At 68.0% G+C, this 22,753-nt stretch carries 17 protein-coding genes; all 17 read right to left on the bottom strand.

The annotated features are described in order from the left end of the window. Nucleotides 1-7 precede the first annotated feature (7 nt). Complete coding sequence (locus FHT08_RS19245) at nucleotides 8-772, bottom strand: RNA polymerase sigma factor FliA (protein WP_104537466.1); 765 nt, start codon at nucleotides 770-772, stop codon at nucleotides 8-10. Further along, on the bottom strand, nucleotides 769-1,653 hold the full coding sequence (locus tag FHT08_RS19240; protein ID WP_010374294.1) for a MinD/ParA family protein: 885 nt from the start codon (nucleotides 1,651-1,653) through the stop codon (nucleotides 769-771). Before FHT08_RS19240 ends, FHT08_RS19245 begins: the two co-directional genes overlap by 4 nt. Beyond that, a complete protein-coding gene (gene flhF / locus FHT08_RS19235; protein WP_166776409.1) occupies nucleotides 1,640-3,322 on the bottom strand; it encodes a flagellar biosynthesis protein FlhF in 1,683 nt (560 codons plus the stop codon). The genes FHT08_RS19240 and flhF overlap by 14 nt, the downstream gene beginning before the upstream one ends. An 814-nt stretch (nucleotides 3,323-4,136) precedes the next feature. Then, nucleotides 4,137-6,209 (bottom strand): flagellar biosynthesis protein FlhA, encoded by a 2,073-nt coding sequence (gene flhA / locus FHT08_RS19230; protein ID WP_181126330.1) that lies wholly within the window; start codon nucleotides 6,207-6,209, stop codon nucleotides 4,137-4,139. A 17-nt stretch (nucleotides 6,210-6,226) separates the two neighbouring features. Beyond that, nucleotides 6,227-7,357 (bottom strand): flagellar biosynthesis protein FlhB, encoded by a 1,131-nt coding sequence (flhB, locus tag FHT08_RS19225; protein WP_104644541.1) that lies wholly within the window; start codon nucleotides 7,355-7,357, stop codon nucleotides 6,227-6,229. Nucleotides 7,358-7,631: 274 nt separating this feature from the next. Further along, a complete protein-coding gene (locus FHT08_RS19220; protein WP_166776407.1) occupies nucleotides 7,632-9,719 on the bottom strand; it encodes a bifunctional diguanylate cyclase/phosphodiesterase in 2,088 nt (695 codons plus the stop codon). A 311-nt stretch (nucleotides 9,720-10,030) separates the two neighbouring features. Beyond that, nucleotides 10,031-12,949, bottom strand: a complete 2,919-nt coding sequence (locus FHT08_RS19215; RefSeq protein WP_104606969.1) for a ligand-binding sensor domain-containing diguanylate cyclase — start codon at nucleotides 12,947-12,949, stop codon at nucleotides 10,031-10,033. Between the two features lie 363 nt (nucleotides 12,950-13,312). Continuing rightward, complete coding sequence (locus tag FHT08_RS19210; protein WP_166776405.1) at nucleotides 13,313-16,264, bottom strand: ligand-binding sensor domain-containing diguanylate cyclase; 2,952 nt, start codon at nucleotides 16,262-16,264, stop codon at nucleotides 13,313-13,315. Between the two features lie 119 nt (nucleotides 16,265-16,383). Next, a complete protein-coding gene (gene fliR / locus FHT08_RS19205) occupies nucleotides 16,384-17,175 on the bottom strand; it encodes a flagellar biosynthetic protein FliR (RefSeq protein ID WP_166776403.1) in 792 nt (263 codons plus the stop codon). A 13-nt stretch (nucleotides 17,176-17,188) separates the two neighbouring features. After that, nucleotides 17,189-17,458 (bottom strand): flagellar biosynthetic protein FliQ, encoded by a 270-nt coding sequence (locus tag FHT08_RS19200; protein ID WP_005917968.1) that lies wholly within the window; start codon nucleotides 17,456-17,458, stop codon nucleotides 17,189-17,191. A 221-nt stretch (nucleotides 17,459-17,679) separates the two neighbouring features. Further along, nucleotides 17,680-18,525, bottom strand: coding sequence for a flagellar type III secretion system pore protein FliP (gene fliP / locus FHT08_RS19195; RefSeq protein WP_104606971.1), 846 nt, complete (start codon nucleotides 18,523-18,525; stop codon nucleotides 17,680-17,682). A 1-nt stretch (nucleotide 18,526) separates the two neighbouring features. Continuing rightward, entirely contained in the window at nucleotides 18,527-18,934 is a 408-nt protein-coding gene (fliO, locus tag FHT08_RS19190) for a flagellar biosynthetic protein FliO (protein WP_024937666.1), read from the bottom strand. Next, nucleotides 18,931-19,269, bottom strand: a complete 339-nt coding sequence (gene fliN / locus FHT08_RS19185; protein WP_016904992.1) for a flagellar motor switch protein FliN — start codon at nucleotides 19,267-19,269, stop codon at nucleotides 18,931-18,933. Before fliN ends, fliO begins: the two co-directional genes overlap by 4 nt. After that, nucleotides 19,266-20,279 carry a flagellar motor switch protein FliM gene (gene fliM, locus FHT08_RS19180; protein ID WP_104537457.1) on the bottom strand — a complete coding sequence of 338 codons (1,014 nt, stop codon included), beginning with the start codon at nucleotides 20,277-20,279 and terminating at the stop codon, nucleotides 19,266-19,268. The genes fliN and fliM overlap by 4 nt, the downstream gene beginning before the upstream one ends. Before the next feature lie 10 nt (nucleotides 20,280-20,289). After that, on the bottom strand, nucleotides 20,290-20,814 hold the full coding sequence (locus FHT08_RS19175) for a flagellar basal body-associated FliL family protein (RefSeq protein WP_104537456.1): 525 nt from the start codon (nucleotides 20,812-20,814) through the stop codon (nucleotides 20,290-20,292). 191 nt (nucleotides 20,815-21,005) lie between these two features. Further along, the gene (locus FHT08_RS19170; protein ID WP_166776401.1) at nucleotides 21,006-22,298 is read right to left on the bottom strand and encodes a flagellar hook-length control protein FliK; all 1,293 of its coding nucleotides are present in this window, start codon (nucleotides 22,296-22,298) and stop codon (nucleotides 21,006-21,008) included. Continuing rightward, the gene (gene fliJ / locus FHT08_RS19165; RefSeq protein ID WP_016904675.1) at nucleotides 22,295-22,750 is read right to left on the bottom strand and encodes a flagellar export protein FliJ; all 456 of its coding nucleotides are present in this window, start codon (nucleotides 22,748-22,750) and stop codon (nucleotides 22,295-22,297) included. The genes FHT08_RS19170 and fliJ overlap by 4 nt, the downstream gene beginning before the upstream one ends. Nucleotides 22,751-22,753: the final 3 nt, after the last annotated feature.

Raw genomic sequence — 22,753 nt, 5'->3', positions numbered from 1 at the left:
CGAAAAATTATTCGTCAATTTCGACACCGGCATCGGCCAGTTCGAAGACCTTGAGGCGGCCGCGCAGACGTACCACCGCCTGGCCATGGATCTGGCAGACGCGCGATTCGCTGACACCGAGCACGGCGCCGATTTCTTTCAGGTTCAATTCCTGTTCGTAGTACAGCGACAGCACCAGCTGCTCGCGCTCGGGCAACTGGCCGATCGCCTTGCCCAGCTCGCGGCCGAATTCGCCACGCTCCATCATCTGCTGCGGATTGGGGCCACCCTTGGCGGTGGTGTCCAGCTCGCCATGATCCTCGATCCGCGACTCCAGGCTCAGCACCTGGCCGCGGGCGGCATCTTCCATCAGACGCAGGTAATCGGGCAGCGGTATTTCCATCGCGGCGGCCACTTCGGTGGCAGCAGCGGCGCGGCCGGTGTGCTGTTCGATCTTGCGGACGGCGGCGGCAGCGTCGCGTGCGCGACGGTGCACCGACCGCGGTACCCAGTCGCCCCGGCGGATCTCGTCGATCATCGAGCCACGGATGCGGATCGAGGCATAGGTCTCGAACGAGGCGCCCTGCTCTGAGTCGTAACTGCGCGAGGCTTCGATCAGGCCGATCATGCCGGCCTGGATCAGATCGTCCACTTCCACGCTCGCCGGCAGGCGCGCGGCCAGATGGTGGGCGATGCGGCGCACCAGGTCGGCGTGCTGGGTGACGATATCGTTGGCGTTGTTGCGCTGCACGGCGCGGTACTGCGCGCTGGCTGTTGCGGTGGCGGTGCTCATGCGGCCACTCCCCGTTGGATGATGCGTTCGACGAAGAACTCGACATTGCCGCGCGGCACCGTGGGGGCCTGCCAGCGCGAGGTACGGCGAGCGATTTCTGCGATGGCCTGCGCCGACGGACTGGCGGGGTAGGCCTTGATGACCGGTTGCTGGCGCTGCACCGACAGACGCAACCAATCGTCCTGCGGCACGTGGCCGAGGTAGTTCAGCGACACGTCGCCGAGGAACTTTTCGCACACCCGCGACAGCTTGTCGTACAGCAGGCGGCCTTCGTTGGGGTCGCGCACCATGTTGGCGATGATCTGCAGGCGGTCCACGCCACGCTCGCGCGAGAGCACCTTGATCAGCGCGTAGGCGTCGGTGATGGAGGCCGGTTCGTCGCAGACCACCACCACGGTGTCCTGCGCGGCCTGGCAGAAGGTCAGCACGCTGTCGGTGATGCCGGCGGCGGTGTCGATGACCATCACGTCCAGGTCGCGCTCCAGTTCGGAAAACACGTTGACCAGGCCGATGTGCTGGGCAGGGGCCAGTTCGGCCATATGGCGGCGACCGGAAGCGGCCGGGACCACCAGCACGCCGCCGGGGCCTTCGATGATCACTTCATCCAGCGTGCAGCGGCCGGCGATCAGGTCGGCCAGGGTGTACTTGGGCGACAGGCCCAGCACCACGTCCAGGTTGGCCAGGCCCAGGTCGGCATCCAGCAGCAGGGTGCGCTTGCCCATGTCGGCCAAGGCCACGGCCAGGTTGGCGGAGATGTTGGTTTTCCCCACGCCACCCTTGCCGCCGGTCACGGCGATGGTGCGCACCGGGCCCAGGGGCTCGGGACGGGTCGCCGACAGGGGGAAGGCGTTGGTCAGCTTGGCGTATTCACGCGACTGCATGGTTGTGCTCCGGAGTACAGGGCTTATCGGCAGCGCGCCGCAAATCTTCAAGGCGAAGAACGAGACTGGCGGCATTGGCGCGGTGCAGGTCGTCGGGGACCCGCTGTCCGTCAGTCACCCAGGTGATGGGCATTTGGTGATCGACGACGACCGACAGCGCACTACCGAAGCGGCCGGTCTCGTCAAGTTTGGTCAGCACCACGCCCTGGGGCTTGGCGTGGGCGAAGCGGCGCACGACCTCGTCGAGGTCGGAAAAATGCGCGTTGGCAGGCAGCACCAGCAGCGAGGTGACCTGGTGCGCGGCGCGCAGCCAGTTCAGCTGCGCGGCCAGGGCGCGGTCGCGCTGGCCCATGCCGGCAGTGTCGATCAGCACCAGCTTGTAGTCGCGCAGGCGCTCGAGCAGTTCCAGCAGGCTCTCGGCGCTGTCGGCCTCGTGCACGGCGATGCCGAGCTGACGGCCGTAGCTGTGCAGCTGCTCGCGGCCGCCGACGCGCTGGGTGTCGGTGGTGACCAGGGCCACGTCGCGGGGCGCGTGCTGGGCGGCGAAGCGCTGCGCCAGCTTGGCAATGGTGGTGGTCTTGCCGGCACCGGTCGGGCCGACCAGGGCGATCACGCCGCCGCGCTCCAGCGGGTCGACCGGGGCCACCGGCAGGCGCTTGGACAGCAGGCCCAGCATCAGCCCGCGGCCGCGGTGCAGTTCGGTATCGGCCGGAATCTGCAGCGCGACATCGCGGATCAGGCCGGCGTCGAAGCCATAGTCGTCCATCAGTTCCAGGGCCTGCGCACGCACCGGTGAGCCACGCAGGCGCTCGTCGGTGAGGCGGTTCATTTCGCGCTCGATCATCTGCCGCATCAGCGCCAGCTCGCCGCGCAACTGCTTGAGTTCTTCATCGTTCTGCGGCGCCGAGGCGGCGGCGACCGGCACCGCGGCCAGCGCCGGCGGTGCGACCACCAGCGGCGGCAACGCGGCCGGCGGCAGGATCTGCGGCAGCGCGTCCAGGTCGAAGTCGGCCTCGTCGGCAAGCGCGTCCTGGTCCTGGTCGTAGCCGGCCTGGGCGGGGGCAGCGGCGGCGGCCATGATCGGGGTCGGCGCCTGCACCGGGGCAGCCTGCATGGCGGCCCGCTGCACCGGGGCGGTGGTCAAAAAGTCGGCGAACAGCTGTTCCGGCACGGCCGACAGGGCGTGTTCCTGGCGCGGGGCGGCGGTCACTGCGACGGCATGGGCCAGGGCCTGGGCGGCGGGCGAGGGAACGGCGCCGCGCCGCACCGGGGTGGCGACCGGCGGCTGGCGCGGCACATTGACCGGCTGGCGCAGCGCCATCGCGGCGATCATGTCCTCGGCGGCACTGGCAACGCGCTGGCGCTGGCTCGTGCCGGCATCGGCGGCCGGCTGGAGCGGTGCATGGATGGGCGCGGCCGCAGTTTGCAGGGCGGGGGCCTGTTGGACAGGTGCCGACGGGATCGGCGCGGCGGCAACGGCCGGCGGCTCGGAGCGCGCGGTTTCCAGGGCGCGCTGCACGAGTTCTTCGTCGTAGTTGCTGGCAGCGACGATCTCGATGCCTTCGGCGGTGCGGCGATTGGACAGGATCACTGCGTCCGGGCCATGTTCTTCACGCACCATGCGGAATGCGGTGCGCATGTCCGGGGCAACGAAGCGTTTGATTTTCATGCGAGGTGCCTCCAGGAACGGGACCCGCCGGACGCCGGACGGGTGCGCGATGGATGTGGGTGTGTCGCCAGCGTCATGAGTTGCCTGTCCCGTTCGGTTGTTCCAAGTCCTGCTCTCGCCCTGCAGCGGTGGGGCTGGCTGCGGTCTCGCCAGAACTAATGCACGCGGCGTGCCAAAACGTGGCGCCGGGGTTCCGGCGCGAGCCACTGTGCGTCGGGACAGGGCGGGGGCTGTGCGTCGGGTCCGGCCGCAAGGTTTCAAGTCAATGGATTGATTGGCTTTTTTTCGGGGCGGCGATGCGGCGGCCTCCCTGTGCAGAAGGATGCGCTGGCGGGCCGCAGGTCCAGCCTGGGGCGCTAGGAACGCTTGGAAGCGGTCAGCGCCGTGCAATCGATTGGAGATCCGGACCAGTGGCGGCTTTCCGACGCCGGGTGTGCTGGTCGGTCGCCGGCCTGCAGCCATCGCTGGCCCGCATGACGGCCTGGCGAGGATAGGTGCGTAGGAGCGCACCCGGGCGCGACGGGTTGTGTCGGTAAAGCTTGTCGCGCCCGGGTGCGCTCCTACCGTGGTGTCGGCGTCTGCGGCGTGTCCTTGGATTGCGTGGCCTGTCGTAGGAGCGCACCCGGGCGCGACGGGTTGTGCCGGTAAAGCTTGTCGCGCCCAGGTGCGCTCCTACCGTGGTGTCGGCGTCCGCGGCGTGTTCTTGGATTGCCCGGCCTGTCGTAGGAGCGCACCCGGGCGCGACGGGTTGTGCCGGTGAAGCTTGTCGCGCCCTGGTGCGCTCCTACGAGGTGGGTTTGTTGGAGGGCCGGTCTCAGCTGATCGTGCCGACCAGTTTCAGGCGCTTGTCTTCGGGCACTTCGCTGTAGGCCAGCACCGACAGGGTCGGGACGCTGTGGCGGACCAGGCGGGCCAGCGCAGCGCGGACCTGGCCGGGCACCAGGACCACCGCCGGTTCGTTGCGGGCTTCCTGCTTGCCGACGCAGTCGGCCAGGCTCTGGTGCAGGCGCTCGGCCAGGCCCGGTTCCAGCGCCACGCCGTTGCCGTGGGTGGATTCCTGCAGCACGCGCTCCAGCTGCGGGGCCAGCGTGTAGACCGGCAGCTCGGCCGACATGCCGGCGATCTCCTGCACGATGAAGCGGCCCAGCGAGGTGCGTACCGCGGCGGTGAGGGTGGTCGGGTCCTGGCTGTGCGGGGCGTGTTCGACCAGCGCTTCGACGATCTTGCGCAGCTGGCGCACCGGGATGCGCTCGATCAACAGGTTCTGCAGCACGCGCACCACCACCGACAGCGGTAGCGCCTTCGGGGTGAGGTCTTCGACCATCTTCGGCGCGGTCTTGGCCAAGGTCGCCAGCAGCTGCTGCACCTCCTCGTGGCCGAGCAGTTCCGGGGCGTGTTCGCGGATGAGGTGCGACAGATGGGTGGCGACCACGGTGGCCGGGTCGACCACGGTGTAGCCCATCGACTCGGCATAGGCGCGTTGATGCGGCTGGATCCAGGTGGCATCCAGGCCGAACGCCGGGTCCTTGCCGGGGATACCGTCGAGCTGGCCGAGCGCACCGCCCGGGTCCAGCGCCAGCTCACGATCGGGATAGATTTCCGCGGTGGCCACCGGCACGCCGTGTACCAGTAGCCGGTAGGCGTTGGCCGACAGCTCCAGGTTGTCGCGGATATGCACCGGCGGCACCAGGAAGCCGATGTCCTGGGTGAGCTTGCGGCGCACGCCCTTGATGCGCGCCATCAGTTCGCCGCCCTGGTGCTTGTCCACCAGCGGAATCAGCCGGTAGCCCACCTCCAGGCCCAGCGGATCGATCGGGCGCAGCTCGTCCCAGCTGAGCTCGGAGCTGGCCTGGGCGGCGGTGGCCGCGGCGGCGGCTTTGGGATCGGTGGCCGGGTCGCCGGTCGGCGGAATGACCAGGCTGCGCTTGTACATTTTCCAGGCGATCACGCCCAGGATCAGGCCCAGCGTCAAAAACGCGACGTTGGGCATGCCCGGCACCAGGCCGACCAGTCCCAGGATGGCCGCGGCCACGGCGAGGGCGCGGTGCTGCCCGAACACCTGGCTGATCATGGCGCCGCGCATGTCCTGCGCGCGCGAGGCACGGGTCACCAGCAAGGCGACCGAGGACGACACCAGCAGGGCCGGCAGCTGCGCCACCAGACCGTCGCCGATCGACAGCAGGGTGTAGGTGGAGGCGGCATCCACAAAGCTCATGCCGTGCTGGAACATGCCCACCGCCATACCGCCGATGAGGTTGATGAACAGGATCAGGATGGCGGCGATGGCGTCGCCGCGGATGAACTTGTTGGCGCCGTCCATCGCGCCGTAGAAGTCGGCTTCCTCGCGGACTTCCTCGCGTCGGGCCTTGGCTTCCTCGCGCGTCAGCAAACCGGCGTTGAGGTCGGCGTCGATGGCCATCTGCTTGCCGGGCATGGCGTCCAGGATGAAACGCGCGGTCACTTCCGACACGCGCCCGGCACCCTTGGTGATGACCACGAAGTTGATGATGGTCAGGATCGCGAACACCACGATACCCACGGCGTAGTTGCCACCGATCACGAACTGGCCGAACGCCTCGATCACCTTGCCGGCGGCAGCATGGCCGTCCTGGCCGTTGATCAGGATCACGCGGCTGGAGGCGACGTTCAGCGCCAGGCGCAGCATCGTGGTCATCAACAGCACGATCGGGAAAATGGTGAATTCCAGCGGCCGCTGCACGTACACCACCGCCAGCAGCACCATCAGCGAGATGGCGATGTTGAAGGTGAACAGGGCATCCAGCACCGGCGCGGCCAGCGGCACCATCAGCATGGCCAGCATGGCCATCAGGGCCAGCGGCGCGCCCAGGCCATTGCGCAGCAACTCCATGACGCGCCGGGCATTCATCGGGGCGGGTTGGGCGCTCATGCGCTGGCTCCCTTGCCGAACTCATCCACGTCCAGCGACGGCAATTCCGGCATCGGGCCGCCGTTCCAGCCACGCAGCTGGTAGACGTAGGACAGCACCTGGGCCACGACCGAATAGAGTCTCACGGGAATTTCCTTGCCGATTTGCGCTTCTCTATACAAGGCGCGTGCCAAAGGCGGGGCGGTGACGATCGCCACGCGGTGCTGTTCGCAGGCTTCGCGGATGCGGAAGGCCATTTCGTCCACGCCCTTGGCCACCACGATCGGGGCGCGCATCTTGCCGCCCTCGTACTTGAGCGCCACCGCGTAGTGGGTCGGATTCATCAGCACCACGTCGGCCTTGGGCACCGCTTCCATCATCTGCCGCTGCGACATCTGCATCTGCATCTGGCGGATGCGGCCCTTGACCTCCGGGCTGCCCTCGCTTTCCTTCATCTCGCGCTTGATCTCTTCGCGGGTCATCTTCAGCTTCCGCAGCCAGTTCCACTTCTGGTACGGCGCATCGATGGCGGCCAGCAGCACCAGCGCGCCGGCGGTGTAGAACAGCAGGCTCTTGGTGAAGTCCAGGCCGTTGCCCACCGCCTGTTCCAGCGGCTGGTTCACCAGCGAGCGCAGGCCGTGCAGGCCCTTGGAGATGCACAGGCTGGCGGCCAGTCCGACGAACAGCAGCCGCAGCACCGACTTGACCAGCTCGGCCAGGCTGTTGCTGCCCCACATGCGCTTGATCCCGTTGGCCGGGTTGAGCTTGGTGAGGTCGGGCATGATCGCCTTGGCGGAAAAATGCAGTCCGCTCATCAACAGCGGGCCGGCCAGGCCGGCGGCCAGGCAGATGCCGATCAGCGGCACCATTACCCACAACAGTTGCAGCAACAGATCGCCGAAGTGGCCGAACAGCGCCATCGGGTTTTCGCGCATCTTCGGGTCCGGGCTGAGCGCGGTCTTCATCCAGACGCTGGCGCCGTCGCCGATGCCGCGGGCCAGGGCCATCAGCGCGAACACGCCGGCCCCGAACACCGCAGCGGTGGACAACTCGCGCGATTGCGGGATGTTGCCCTGCTCGCGGGCTTCGCGCAGGCGTTTTTCGGTGGGAAGCTCTGTGCGTTCGCCGCCGTCTTCGGACTCGGACATGGGGGTGCCGGTGACTGGTCAGCCCTGCATCATGCAAGCGGCGTTCCAGTTGGTGGGGCCGGGATTGGGGAGTCGTAATCGGGAGTCGCGAAGCGGGAGTGGGGAAAGCGGGAAGCCGCGGCAATGAGTGGAGCCGCTGGCGGGGTGTTGTGGTGGTGAGCGGGAGGGCAGCAGGGCGGGAGTGGCCAACCTGCTGCCCCTGATGTTCGGCCCGGTTGGCGGGTTACAGGTCGATCGCCGGTGCGGGGTCGGCGGTCGTTTTGCCGCCCTTTGCTCAACCGGTCGGGCGACGCGGGCCGTCGCGTTGGGCGACGACCCGTGCGATGAAGCGCTCGGCGTCCATCGGCCGGCCCAGCAGATAGCCCTGCAGCTGATCGCAGCCCAGGCGTTCGAGCGTGTTGCGCTGGGCCATGGTCTCCACGCCTTCGGCCACCACCTGCAGGCGCATGGTGTGGGCCAGCGCCACCACCGCGGCGACGATGGCGATGTCTTCCGGGCCGTTGTCCATGGCCTGCACGAAGCTGCGGTCGATCTTGAGTTCGTGCGCGGGCAGCCTGCGCAGGTACATCAGGTTGGAATAGCCGGTGCCGAAGTCGTCGATGGCGATGCGCACGCCCAGCGTATTGAGCTGGTCGAGCGTGCGCAGGCAGGCCTCGGCATCGCGCATGGCCATGCTTTCGGTGATTTCCAGGGTGAGCTGGGCCGGTGGGATCGCGCAGTCGGCCAGGATGGCGGTCACCTCGTCCAGCAGGCTGGGCGAGGCCAGTTGCATGGCCGACAGGTTGACCGCCACCCGCCAGTGCCCATGCCCGGCCTCGCGCCAGGCGCGCATCTGTCGGCAGGCCTGCTGCAGGACCCAGCTGCCGAGGGGGCCGATCATGCCGCTGCGTTCCGCCAGCGGGATGAAGCTGTCCGGCGGCACCAGGCCGTGCTCGGGGTGTTGCCAGCGGATCAGCGCCTCGGCGCCGATCGGGCGGCCATCGTCGGCGCAGTACTTTGGCTGGTAATGCAGGACGAATTGGCCCAGTTCCAGCGCACGCGGCAGGTCCTGCAGCAGCTGCAGGCGCTCGCGGGTGGTGCCGGTCATCGAGTGCTCGAAAAAGCTGTAACGGTTGCGCCCGGCCTGTTTGGCGTGACGCATCGCCGCGTCGGCATGGGTCATCAACTGATGCTCGCTGCCGGCACCCTCGGGATACAGCGCAATGCCGACGCTGCTGCTGAGGCGCAACTCCTGGTCGGCGACCAGGAACGGCACCGCCAGCGCCTGCAGCAGATGCGCGGCGATAGCGGCGGCATCCTCGGGGTCGGCGATGGCGGACACCAGCACGAATTCGTCGGCACCCAGCCGCGCCAGGCTGCCGTGGGCACGCTGATGCGCACGCATGCGCTCGGCCACCGCCACCAGCAACTGGTCGCCGAAATGGTGACCGTAGCCGTCGTTGATCGCCTTGAAGCCATCCAGGTTGATCAGTACCACCGCAAAGCGTTGCCCGTCGCGCTGGGCGCGGTCGATGCGTTGCAGCACATGCTCGTGCAGCAGCACCCGGTTGGGCAGGCGGGTGAGCGGGTCGTGCAGGGCCGCCAGCACCAGCTCGGCATTGGCCTGCGCCAACGATCGGGAGAGTACGTCGGTGCGCTGCTGGAACCGCCGCGACAGCACCGAGATCACCAACGCCAGCACCAACAGCGCCAGCGTGACCAGCACCACCGCTGCGGCCAGCCAGGGCAAGGGCAGTTGCGCACCGGCCGCCGCGCCGCAGCGGCTGCCGGGCGCGAACTGCGCCGCCGCCATGCCGGTGTAATGCATGCCCACGATCGCCAGGCCCATGATCACTGCGGCGATCAGGCGCAGGCCGTAACAGCGGCCATCGTGGCGTAGCCGGAAGGCGATCCACAACGCCGCTGCCGAGGCGCCGATGGCGATGGCCAGGGACAGCGCAAACAGCAGCGGGTCGTAGGTGATGGCCGGGGACATGCGCAGCGCGCTCATGCCCATGTAGTGCATCAGCGCAATGCCCAGGCCCATCAGCACTGCACCCAGGCCCAATCGCGGCCATGGCAGGTCCGCACGCGAGGTCAGCCATAGCGCGAAGGCCGACGCCAGAATCGCCGCCAGCATCGAATAGGTCGTCAACGCGGGGTCATAGCCCAGCGGGATGGGCAGGCGAAACGCCAGCATGCCGACGAAGTGCATCGACCAGATGCCGATTCCCATCGCCACCGCGCCGCCCATCAGCCAGGCCACGGCACCGCGGCCACGACTGGCAGTCACACGTGCGGCCAGATGCAGCGCGGTATAGGCAGCCAGCACGGCCACCACCAGCGACAGCATCACCATGCCAGGGTTATAGGTTTCGACCACCCATCCACTTCCAGCGCCGACGGACGCGTTTGCTCAAGCACGTAGCGACCCCGGGCGCCACTTCTTGAGCGCCTGCAGGCAACCGTTGGCGATCGGACGCGCGCATGCGCCGGTCGACCGGGCGCGGGCAACCGGCGATGTCGTGATGTCGTGGTCGGCCGTGGGGCTTTTCCGCACAGAGGGACGGTGCCGACGATGCTGCAGTGCTGTGATCGACGTGCTGGTGGCTGCCACTGCATGCGTCGATGCCGTGCATCGGAGCTAAGGTCGGTCTTTACGAGACGGCCTGCGCCGACCCATGCCGCTTGGGCTCATGCCATCGACGATTCGGGCTCTTCCGGTTCGATGCGATTGCGGCCATGCCGCTTGGCGCGGTAAAGCGCCTGGTCGGCACGCGCCAGCAGCGTGGCGGCGTTATCCCCGCTCCGGAACCAGGCCACGCCGACCGAACAGGTCACCTGCAGGGGCCGGGCGGTACCGACCTCGTACGGTGCCAGGCTGAGCTGCTCGTGGATGGCGCGCAGCCGGTGCTGGCTGTGCCGCGGCATGCCCGGCAGCAACAGCAGCAGTTCTTCGCCGCCGTAACGGCCCACCTTGTCCGAGTCGCGCAGGCAGGCGGTCAGGCGGGCGCCGACCTTGGCCAGCACCGCATCGCCGACCAGATGCCCATGCTCGTCGTTGACCAGCTTGAAATGGTCCAGATCGATCAGCACCACCGCCAGCGGATGCCCGCCGTGCGCGCAGGCCTGCAGTTCGTCGGCCATGGCTTCGAGCACGCCGGAGCGGTTGAGCAGGCCGGTCAAGGCGTCGTGGCTGGCCTTCAGGGCCAGCGCTGCGCGCGCGCTTTCCAGATCGCGTTTTTCGTGCTCCAGCTGACAGGTGCGCTCGGCCACCAGTTCGGCCAGCATGCGCTCGCGCGCGACCAGTTGGCCGTGCCGCCAGCGCCACAGGCCGGCCAGCAATGCACTGCCGATCAGCACATACGACGCGATCGCCGGCGGGCTGCGCCACCACAGCGGGGCCACCGCAAACGGCAGCTCGGCGATCGTCGAGGCGGTGCGGCGGTAGTGGTCCAGCACCTGCACCTGCAGACGGAAGTGCCCGGAGGGCAGCGGCGCCTGGTCGATCGACAGGTTGTTGCCCTGGATCCATTCGTTGTGCAGACCGAGCAGGCGGTAACGCACCGTCAGGCGACTCGGGTCGTCGTACACCTCCATCGTCGACAGCTCGATATGCAGCGGCTTGTCGCTCCAGCCCAGCAACTGGCCGCGTTGCACCGGCACGCCGCCACGGCTGACGCTGTCGATGCGTACGCTGGGCTGGCGCGCATCGAACAGCCGCGCCGGATCGAGCAGATGACTCACCCCGCGCGCGGTGCCGATCCATACCGAACCATCTGGATCCTCGGCGAAGGCGGCTTCGGAGATGTCGTCCCAGAGCAGGCCTTGCGACTGCGACAGATGCACCCACCTCCCACCGTCGTAGATCTCCACGCCACGCGCATGCCCCACCCAGACCCGGCCGAGGCTGTCGCCGCGCATCACGTAGACACCGACATCGCGCAGCGCTTGGTCGCTGGTCGCCTGCAGATCCAGCGTGTCGCCCAGCAGCATGCCGTGCCAGAGACCCGGCCGATAGAACGCCAGCCACACCTCGCCGCTATCGCTGATATGGAACTTGCTGATCCACGGGTCGGACGTGCCGCCATTGACCAGTACCTTGAGCTTGGACCAGCGCGCGCCCTGCAGGCGGAACAACCCGTTGGCGGTGGACACCCACAGCGTGCCGCTGGCGGTCTGCTGGATATCGGTATAGGCGATCGTGGGCATGTCGGTGACCGCTTCCACCGTGCCGCCCTCCAGCGGGCGCTGGATCACGAACAGCCCACCCACACTGAGCATCCACATCCGCCCCTGTCGATCGATCAGCAGGCGGCGCGCGGTGCGCGGCAGTTTGGCAATCTGGGTATTGCGGCCATCCGGCCAGGTGCGGCGCAGGAAACCGGCCGAATTGAGCGTCCACAGGCTGCCGTCGGCGCTGCGTTGCATGCCCACGATCTGGATCCCGGAGGCCTGCAGGGCCGGAACGAACCGGCCGCTCGGATCGACCTGGCGGCCGGTGCCGTGCTCGTTGCCGACCAGCAGCGCGCCCTGCGCGTCGCGCGCGATCGACCAGGTGGGTGCGGCCGGCATGCCTTGCGAGGCGTCCCAGTTTTCGATCCAGTCGTAGCCGGCCCAGCGCACCAGGCCTTCGCCATCGACGGTCATCCAGACATCGCCATCGCGGTCCACCACAATCGCATCGCTGCTGCCGGGCGGCAGCCCGTTGTCGGCACCGAAGCTGCGCCAGCGGCCGTTTTCCCAGCGCGCCAGCCCGTCGTTGCGACGCACCAGCACGCGCCCCTTGCGGTCCAGTACCAACGGCGCCTGTCGCCCGATGGTGCTGCCGTCGAGCAATGGCAGCGGCCGTACACGGAAGGTGCTTGCCCCTGGCGCGCGATAGAGCAGGTTGCCGGTGCCACGCACCCAGAGTGCGCCCTCGTGATCGCGCAACACGCTGTACCAGCGATCTTCCGGCACGCCTTGTTGCGGCCCGTAGACCTGCACCTTGCGCTGCGCATCGATGGCGCATAGCCGCTTGGCGCAGCCAGCCCACAAGGTGTCGCCTTCCACCGACAGGCTCAGCACCTTGGATAGTTCGGGCACGCGCACCCGGGTGGCGGTGTCCAGCAGCGGTTCGCTGTGCCAGTGACCATTGCCGCGCGCACTCAGCCGTTCTAGCGTGCCGCCGTTGGCCAGCACCGTGCCCCAGGAGGGACTGGCCAGCAGCATGCCTTCCTGCAGATGTTCGGCCTCATCGGGGGCCAGCTTGCGAAAGCCATGCTCGTCGCCGACAAACAGGGCCTGGAAGCCTGCCACCCACAGCCGACCGTCAGCGGCTTCGGTCATCGAGGTGATTGGTTCGTTGCGCATGCCATCCAGCACGACCTGCTGGAAGCTGCGCCCGTTGTAGCGATACAGGCCGCTTTCGGTACACACCCATAGCAGCGTGGCGCGGGTCTGCAGCAGACAGGTGCCGGCGAGCCCGAGCAAGCCCTGGTCGTGGGCGTAACGTCGGATGCTCGCGCTCTGCGCGCCCGCCAGATCGGCCAGCGACAGCAAGGCCAGCAGCACTGCAAGAAACGGTGCACGCCGGCCTGACGACCTGCATTGGCGGTACTGAAACCCCACGGGCGTTGCACTCTCCCACGCATCGGCAGGTGTGGTCCGCGATCATCGCGCGGGCATCTCACGCTTGCCATGGGCGGCCGACATACCAGGCCGCGGTACACCGACTAGCGGCTGTTCACGCGTGTTTCTTTAATGCTTAAGCCGACACGGCGGCGCGCTTGCGCAGCAGGCACGGCCATTGTCCGGCGCGTGATCGTTCCGGGCCGCGCAGTGTCGCTGTAAGCGGATCGCGCAGATTGCTTGATGCCGATTTCGAAACGGCTGCGTGCTGCTCGCGCACAAACACCTGCGTGGCCTCAGGCATGTGGTGTTGAGCGACGCGTCTGTCGGCGCTGTTTTTTGGCCCTGCGTCGAGACGCAGGTTCAGCCGCTGGCCGCGGCGGCATAGCTCACATGGTCGTACTCGATGCGGTTGCGTCCACTGCGTTTGGCGCGATAGAGCGCGGCGTCGGCGCGCGCCAGCAGCTGTTCCAGGGTTTCGCCCGCCTGGAACCATGCCACGCCGGCCGAGCAGGTCACCGGCAACACGCCGCCATCGATCAGGTAGTCGCCACAGATCCCACGGTGCAATGCCTGCAGTCGATGGGTGGCCTCGGCACTCAGGCCCGGCAGCAGCGCCAGCAATTCCTCGCCGCCGTAGCGACCGATGCGGTCGTCGCCGCGTACCAGCGCATCCAGGCGCCGGCCGACCTCGGCCAGTACCGCGTCCCCGGCCAGGTGGCCGTGCTGATCGTTGACCAGCTTGAAGTGGTCCAGGTCGATCAGCACCACCGCCAGCGGCCGCGTGCTGCTATCGGCACGCGCCAGCATGCCGCGCAGCGCGTGCAGGATGCCGGCGCGATTGAGCAGCCCGGTCAGTTCGTCGTGGGTGGCCTTGAGCGCGAGTTCGACGCGTGCCGCTTCCAGCTCGCGCTTGTCCTGTTCCAGCTCGGCAGTGCGCTCGGCCACCAGTTGCTCCAGCTCGCGTTTGCGCCGCAGCAGTTTGCGCGTACGCCAGCGCAGCAGCGCGATCACCGCCGCAATGCCCAGCAGCACGTAGCCGGCTACTGCCGGCGTGCCGCGCCACCACGGTGGGCGCAGTACGAAACGCAGCCGCGCAACCGGGCTGGCGCTGCGCTGGTAGGCATCCAGCGCCTGTACTTCCAGCGTGTAGGTGCCGGGGGGCAGCAGGGGATAGGTGAGGTGACTGAGCGAGGTCTGGGTCCAGCGCGCCTGGTGGCCCTCCACCCGGTAGCGGAAGCTGATGCGGTCCGGGCCGCCTTCGGCGCCGGGTGCGCTGATGTCCACATCCAGCGGCACCTGCGACCAATCGACCTGCGCCCCCGGCGTGATCGCCTGGTTGCCACGCCGCACGCGCAGGATGTCCACGCGCAATGGCGGTGCGGCAAACATGCGCAGCGGATCGATCAGATGGCTGGCACCGCGGCTGCTGCCGAGCCAGATGCTGCCATCCGCATCCTCGAAGAACGCGTTGGCCGACATGTCGTCCCACAACAGGCCCTCAGTGCGCGTGGCCCGCGACCAATGCCCGTTTTTCAGCAAGTCAAGCCCCTGGCTGCTGCCAAGCCACAGCCGTCCCCTGCGGTCGTGGTGCAGGATGAAGGGCATCACCCGCGCCACCAGCGGATCGTCCACCTCGCGCAGCGCCAGCACGCCATCGGCTTGCAGGCGGCCATGCCATAGCCCGGTATCGCGCAGCGAGACCCAGAACTCGCCATCTGGAGCAAAATCGATCAGGAAGAAGTCCTGGCTGGGCAGCGCGCCCCGGACCTGCACGCGTTGCCAGGCCCCGTCTGTCCGGCGGTTGTACAGCCCCTCGCGGGTGGTGGCCCAGAGCCGGCCCAGGGAATCGCGATCGACTTCGCCCACGAACGCTGCCGGCACGCCCGGGTCGCGGGTGGCCTGATACGGCGCATCGGGCGGCATGCGGTACAGGCCGCGCGGGGTAGCGATCCACAAGGTGCCGGCCGCGTCGAACAGCAGCTTGTTGATCGGCAGGCCCAGCTGCAACACATCGACGGTCTTGCCGCTGCGCGGATCGCGGCGCGCCAGTGCGCCGGACGAGCGCGCCAGCCAGGCCGCGCCATCTGCGGGCGAGAGCGCCATGGAGATCGACTGCAGCAGCGGCTGCCCGTCGTCCAGCGTCCATGGCTGCATGCGCCCGCTGCGCGGATCCAGCACGTTGGAGCCGGCATCGCTGCCGACCAGCAGTTCCCCGCTGGGCAGGCGCTGGATCAACCAGGTCGGCGCTTCCGCCAACCCCTGGCTCTCGTCCCAGTGCTCGATGTTGCCGTAGCCCAGCCAGCGCTGTACCCCCAGGCCACGGGTGCCGATCCACAGCTGACCGGTGCTCTGCATCATCAGCGGGCCGACCATCGGGCTGATCGGCAGCCCCTGGTCGCGGCCGAAGTAGCGCCAGTGATCGCCCTCCCAGCGCACCAGGCCACGATCGGAACGTGTCAGCAGGCGGCCCTGCGCATCTTCGGACAGCGTGGTGGCCGCCGAGAGCGTGTCGAAGCTGGTGCCCGCCGGCGCCGCATGGCGGCGGAACACACGTTCGCCAGGCGCGCGCGACAGCACCAGGCCATCGCCCCGCAGCCACAGGGTGTCCTGGTGATCGCGAAAGATCGCCCGCCACTGCCGCGCCGGCACACCGTCGGCGTCGCCCAACAGCTCGGCGCGTCCGCTCTCGTCGATCCGGCAGACCTGCTGTCCGCAGCTGGCCCACAGCGCTGTGCCATCGGCCAGTAACGCCTTGCCGGCCGGCAGGCGGGTGCCATCGGCCAGCCGCAACGGCAACGGGTGCACCGACCAGCCGCCCGCGCGGTCCGGGGACAGGCGCAGCAAGGCATTCTCGCTGACCAACACCATGCCGTCGGCGTAGGCGGCCAGCACATTGCCGCTGTCGGCGCGGATCGGTTTGCCGTCATGCAGGAGTTGCACGAACGCGCCGCCGTTGCGGACGAACACGCCATTGGCGCTGGCCACCCATAGCCGTCCTGCCGCATCCAGCGCCAGTGCGCGGATGTAGCGCGCATCCAGGCCGCTTTCCTGGCCAACCGGGGTGAAAGTCTCGCGCTCGAAGCGGTGCAGGGCCAGCTCGGTGCCCACCCAGACCACGCCCTGGCGATCTTCCAGCAGGCTGTTGACGGTCATGCCCTGCAGGCCCTCGGCCTGGGCATAGTCACGGACGCTGTAGGTCTGCGCCTGTACGTGGCCGCTCACGACCAGCCCGGCAATCCAAAGACAGGCCAAGGCCCACGCGTGGCCGCCTCGTGACGCAATCGCAGCGAACAGCGCAGACACGTTGGGCATCGATTCCCGCGGGCGTTGGCATGGGATGAGTGATGGCGATTTGCGGTATCAATCGTCCTGTGGCATTGACGGCCGGCGGGGGAAAAACTTGAGGCAATTCACGGTGATGGATGGGTCCGCTAGGCAGTCAATTCTCGGGCGGCGTCGAAGGCGGTATCGAACATGCGCTGTACGGGCGGTGCGAATTCGCTGGCGAAGCTGGACAGCAGAAACAGCCCCAGCAACACCGTCAACGGCAGGCCCAGCTGCATCGGATTCAAGGCCGGCGCCGCCTTGGCCAGCGCACCGAAGGCCAGGTTGACCGCCAGCATCGCCACCATCATCGGCAATGCCAGGGTCAGCCCGCCGCGCAGGATCTGCAGGAACAGGGTGGGCGCCACCTCGGCGAAGGCGGCGGCGTCGGGAAGCGCGGTGCCGATCGGCAAGGCCTTGTAGCTGTCCACCAGCAGCGCGATCACCGCCAGGTGTCCGTTGGCGGCGAAGAACAGCAAGCCAAACCCGAGATAGAACCACTGCGCGATCACCCCGGACGTCACCCCGCGCAGCGGGTCGGACATCTGCGCAAACGACAGGCCGGTGGACTGCGACACCAGCTCGCCGGCCATCGCGCCGGCTTCGAAGATCAGCTTGAGCATGAAGCCCATGCTGGCGCCTACCGCCAACTCGCGGGTGACGCTGAGCACGGCCTGTGCGGTGAAACCGTCCCAGTCCGGCACCGGCGGCAGCAGCGGCGCCAGCACCATCGACAAGGTCCCGGCCAGCATCACCCGCACCCGTCCCGGTACCGCGCGGGTGCCGATCAACGGCATCGCGGTCAGCAACGCACCGGTGCGCAGCATGGTCCACATGATCGCCCCGACCATCGCGAACGCGCGCTGGCCGTCGATCACCATCTGGGTAGCGGCATCCATCCGGTATGGTCCGCTAACCGATCAGATGCGGAATGCGCTGGAACAGCGCAATGGTGAACTCGACCAGATGCCCCAGCAGCATGCTGCCGGTGGCAAACAAGGTCGCCGTCAACGCGACCGCCTTGGCAACGAAGGCGATGGTCGGTTCGTTCAACTGGGTGGCGGCCTGCACCACACCGATCACGACACCGACGACCAACACCGCCAGCAACATCGGTCCGGCAATCCACAGGACGGTGACCAGGCCACCACGCAATTCGGTCAGGGCGATTTCAGGGCTCATGGGTGCGGTGATGCAAGTGGGGTGCCAAAGGATGGGATTGGGGATTGGGGATTGGGGAATCGGGAATCGGGAATCGGGAGTCGGGAGTCGGGAGTCGGGACTGGCCCCTCTCCAGCGGGAGAGGGGTTGGGGTGAGGGTACGAGGCGAAGCCTCTGCACCCGGACCGAAGCGGCAGGGCGTGTGGACACGCGGGCAGGCGGCGCGCATGCAAACCTTGCGGCTAGGACGCGTTGAAGCTCGCGGCCAATGTGCCCACCACCAGCACCCAGCCATCCACCAGGATGAACAGCAGGATCTTGAAGGGCGCCGAGATCAACATCGGCGACAGCATCATCATGCCCATCGACATCAGCACGCTGGCGACCACCAGATCGATGATCACGAACGGGATGAAGATCAGAAAGCCGATCTCGAATGCGGTCTTCAGCTCGCTGGTCACGAACGAGGCCACCAGCACCGGGAACGGCACCGCATCCGGGCCGGCGTACTTGCCGTCGCCGGCCATGCCGGCGAAGGTCATCAGGTCGGTCTCGCGGATCTGCGCCAGCATGAAGGCGCGCAGCGGTTGGGTGGTCAGCGTCCAGGCGGTCTGGAAATCGATCTGGTTGTTGAGGTACGGCGACAGCCCGGCGCCCCACATCTTCTGCCACACCGGCATCATCACCAGCGCAGTCAGGAACATCGACAGCCCCAGCAGCACCTGATTGGACGGGGTCTGGCCGGTGCCCAGCGCCTGGCGCAGCAGGCCCAGCACGATGGTGATGCGGGTGAAGGCGGTCAGCACCAGCAGCATCGACGGCAGCAGGGTGATCGCCGTCATCAGCAGCAAGGTCTGCAGCGGCAGGCTCACCGGCTGGTCGCCGATGCGGCCGACACTGACATTGGGCAAGGACGGCAGCTGATTGGCAGCGGCCGGAGCGGCCGCCGGCGCTGCGGCGGGTGCGGCGGCCTGGGCCATGGCCGGCAGTGCGGCAGGCGTGGCAGCGGCCAGCAGCGGGCAGCTCATCACCAGCAGGATCAGCACCAGGCGGAGGCTGCGCCCCCAGCGATTCCAACGACTCAACATGTCACGGGTCCTTGCGCAGCTTCTGTGCCAGCAGCTGGGCGAAATTGGGAAGTTGCTTGAAGTTGGGAAGGGTGGGCGCGGGCGCGGACGGCAGCGGTTCGGACAAGGTGTGCAAGGTGTTGATGCCGCCGGCGGTGACGCCGAGCAACAACTGCTGGCCGTTGACCTCCACCACCACCACGCGTTCCTTGGCACCCACCGCCAGGCTGGTCACCACCCGCAGGCCCTCGGTACTGCGGAAACCGCTGCCGGGCATGCGCTTGAGCAACCAGCCCAGGCCGACGATCAGCGCGAGCACCAGCAGCAATGCAAAGACCGCGCCAAACAGGCTGGGCGAGGACGGCGCCTGCGCGCCGACCTGGGTGGCCTTGGCCGCGACCGGCGCGGCAGCGGCCAGCAGGCCGATCACCGCAGCCTCCGGATCCGTTCGCTGGGGCTGACCACGTCGGTCAGGCGGATACCGAAGCGGTCGTTGATGACCACCACCTCGCCATGCGCGATCAAGGTGCCGTTGACGTAGACGTCCAGCGGTTCGCCGGCGCCGCGCTCCAGTTCCACCACCGAGCCCTGGTTGAGCTGCAGCAGGTTGCGGATCGGAATGCGCGCGCGGCCCACTTCCAGCGACAGCGTCACCGGCACGTCCAGGATGACGTCCAGGTTGAGGTCGGTGGCATTCTGGTCGTGCTCGGCCTGCAGGCTGTCGAAGGTGGCAGGCGCGGCGTCGAGGATGTCGGAGTTGATCATTTGCTGGAGTCCTGGGATGGAACGGCGCGTGGGGCTTGCACGCCGGGCGGGCGTACGGCGGTGATCTTGACGGCGTTGTTGCCATTGGAGACGCCGAATTCGCCGGTGAACAACGGGATCTCCTCCACGCACAGCGGCACCTGTGCGGGCAGGTCGATCGGCAGGATGTCGCCGATCTTCAGGCCGGTGAGCTGACGCAGGCTCATGCGCTTGCTGGCCAGCACGCTGGACAGGGTCACCTCGGCGGTATCCAGCTGCTCGCGCAGCATCACGTTCCAGGAGTCGTCGCGGTCGTTGCGGTCGCTCTGGATGCCGGCATCGAGCAGTTCGCGGATCGGCTCCAGCATCGAATACGGCAAGGTGATGTGGATCTCGCCGCCGCCGCCTTCCAGTTCGACATGGAAACGGCATACCACCACGTACTCGCGCGGGGTGACGATGTTGGCGAAGTGCGGGTTGATCTCCGAATTGATGTACTCGAAGTCCACTTCCATCACCGGCGCCCAGGCTTCCTTCAGATCGGCGAAGGTCTGCTTGAGCATCAGCTGCACCACGCGCATCTCGGTGGCGGTGAACTCGCGACCTTCGATACGGGTGTGGTAGCGGCCGTCGCCACCGAAGAAGTTGTCCACCACGGTGAATACCAGCGTGGGTTCGAACACGATCAGGCCGGTGCCGCGCAGCGGCTTGAAGCGGATCAGGTTGAGGTTGGTCGGCACATACAGCGAGTGCATGTATTCGTTGAACTTGACCAGGTCGATGCCGCGCACCGACAGGTCGGCCGAGCGCCGGATCAGGTTGAACAGGCCGATGCGCCACAGCCGCGCGAAGCGCTCGTTGACCATCTCCAGGGTCGGCATGCGGCCACGGATGATGCGGTCCTGGCTGGACAGGTCGTACTGGCGTGCCTCACCGGGCAGCGGCTCCGGCTCGGTGTTGACCGCACCCGAATCCACGCCATGCAGCAGGGCATCGATTTCGTCCTGGGAAAGCAGATCGCTGACGCTCATGGGGCAGGCCTTACTGGGTAACGAAACTGGTGAACAGCAGTTCTTCGACGCACTTCTTGCCGGTTTCGCCGGTCATGACCTTCTGCGCTTCGGCCAGTGCGGCCTTCTGCAGCTTCTGCTTGCCGACCAGGTCGGCCACATCGGTGGCCTTGACCTGCGACAGCAGCATCAGCAGATGGGCGCGGATGGCCGGGGCGTTTTCGGTGATCAGCTTGAGGTCTTCCGGGTCGCGGGTGACCAGCTGCACTTCGACCTGCAGGTACTGCGGGCCGTCGCCGGGGTCGGCCAGATTGACCACGATCGCCGGATCCATCGGAAAGTACTGCGCCGGCTTGGGCACCTCGGCCACCTTGGGCGCGGCGTGCTTGCCGTCCTTCTCCTCGCCCTTGTGGCCGAAGAAGAACCAGGCGCCGCCGCCGGCAGCGGCCAGCACCACGACCCCGACGGCGATCAGCAGAAGTTTCTTGCCGCCCTTCTTCTTGTCGCCCTTGTCGTCTTTGTCTTCGGTCTTCTTGGGTTTTTCCGCGGCTGCCACAGTCTGCTCCAGGGGGAATGCTCACCCAGTGGATGCAATTGGCGTGCCAATCCGGCGACGGTTTCCTGGCGCGCGTGCAGCTTCAACGACAAAACCCCCGCAGGCCTTGCGCTGCGAGGGTCGTGGGGCGGTGCCGGAGCGTGCCGGCACCCAAGGTTTCAGCCGCGCCGGGGCGTGCCCGGCACGCGCGCTCAGGCGTAGGCGTCCAGCAATCCACGCTGGCGTAACACCACCGACGGAATTCCGACGGGCGGGCTGTCGTCCAGGCTGAGGCCATTGCCGTCGTTGCCGCCACCGTTGCGGTTGCCGGACTGGCTCTGCTGTTGCTGGCCGACATCGGCCTGGCCGAGCTGGAAGCCGTTCTGTCCGAGCATTTCGCGCAGACGCGGCAGGCTCTGCTCCAGCGCCTGGCGCACGTCGGCATTGGCGGAGCTGAAGCTGGCATTGACCTTGTCGCCGTCCAGATGCAGCCGCACCTCGACCGGGCCCATCTCGTTCGGGGTCACCTTGATATGGGCATGGCCGATCTTCTGGTCGGCCAGCCAGCTCATGCGCGCGCCAATGGCGTCGTCGAAGCTGTCGCTGCCCATTTCCGGGGTCGGGGTGGGCGAGGCGCTGAACACCGGCGCCGGGTCCTGCAGGCGGCCGAGCGCGGCCGCCGTGGTGGTCGGCAGCACGAACGCCGGGGCGTCCGGCGCGGCCGGGCCGGCGCTGTCGTCTGTGCCCGGGTCCAGCGCCTTGGTCGCCATGCCCATCAATGCGGCCGCCTGGGCATCGCCGCTCAAGGCGGTGACGGAAGTAGGCTTGGCGCCTGCGGCGGCAGCCGGTGCCAGCGCGCCCAACGAGGGCAGGGCGGTGCCGGCGGTCGCGGTGACGGTGGGTGCGGCCGCATCGGTCGGCAGCGCGGCTGCGGTCGTCGTGGCGCCGGCAGCAGCGGTTACGCCGGCCGCCAGTGCCGCAGCCGCGGCCGCCAGCACATCGCCGCCGGGCAGCGCCTGCGCCAGCAGGCCCATGCCGAAGCCGCCCAGGCCCGGCGGTGGCCAGCCGGTGTCGGTTGCGGCCGCTGCATCGGCCGCTGCGTCTTCGCCATTGCTCGCGGTCTTGCTGCCCTTGCCGGTCTTGGCGGCGCCGGCAGCGCTGCTGGCGTCGGCGGCAGCCGGTTCCTTGGCGGCGCCGGACGTGGCGGCCTTGGCATCGCCGTCCTGCGCACGCGGGCGTGCGGTGGCGTCGCCCGGCGCATCGTCGCCGTGGTCGTCATCGCTGCGCTGCTTGTCGGGCTGGTTGGGCTTGGGCGCGGCCTGCTTGGCCGGCACGCGCTCGGGCGCCTGCGGCGGCGCCTGGTTCGGCGGGTTGGCCGGATTGAGCATGCGCGCAAACTGGTCCTGGCCGGCGTCCGGCTCGGACGAGGGGTCGTTGTAGCTGGATTTCTTGCCGGTGCCGGCGAGTGCGCCGAGGCCGGCGGCGAAAGCGGACAAGGGGTTCATGCGGATTCTCCGTGGGTGTCTTCGCTGCGGGCCAGGCGCGAACGACGCGCGCCGAGGTCGTCCATCTCACGCTGGTCGCGGCGTTCGATCACCTTGTTCTCCTGCGCGCGGTAGCTGGCGGCCAGTTGCTCCAGCACCTGTTTCTCGCGGCTGGCCAGCAGTAGCCGGGTGCGCTCGGCTTCCACCTTGTTGCGGTTGTTCTCCACGGTCTGCGCCTGCTGCAGCACCGCGCTGTCCAGGCGGTCCAGGAAGGCGCGGCGGTTGGTCAGTGCGGCGGCGCTGGTACCGGCCATGTGGCTGTTGGCGTATTCCTCGGCATAGCGGCGCAGCTCTTCCAGGCGCGACTGGTGGGTGTCCAGGGCGCGCTGACGCTCGGCCAGGTCGCGCGCGACCTTGTCTTCCTGTTCCTGGGCGCGGCGCAGCAGGGGGTCGATCCGTTTGGACTGCATCATGGA

This window comes from Xanthomonas sp. CFBP 8151 (assembly GCF_011761885.1).
Taxonomy (GTDB): Bacteria; Pseudomonadota; Gammaproteobacteria; order Xanthomonadales; family Xanthomonadaceae; genus Xanthomonas; species Xanthomonas arboricola_B.
The sequence above is the reverse complement of the archived record's forward strand: the minus strand, read 5'-3'. Positions and strand labels throughout refer to the sequence as shown.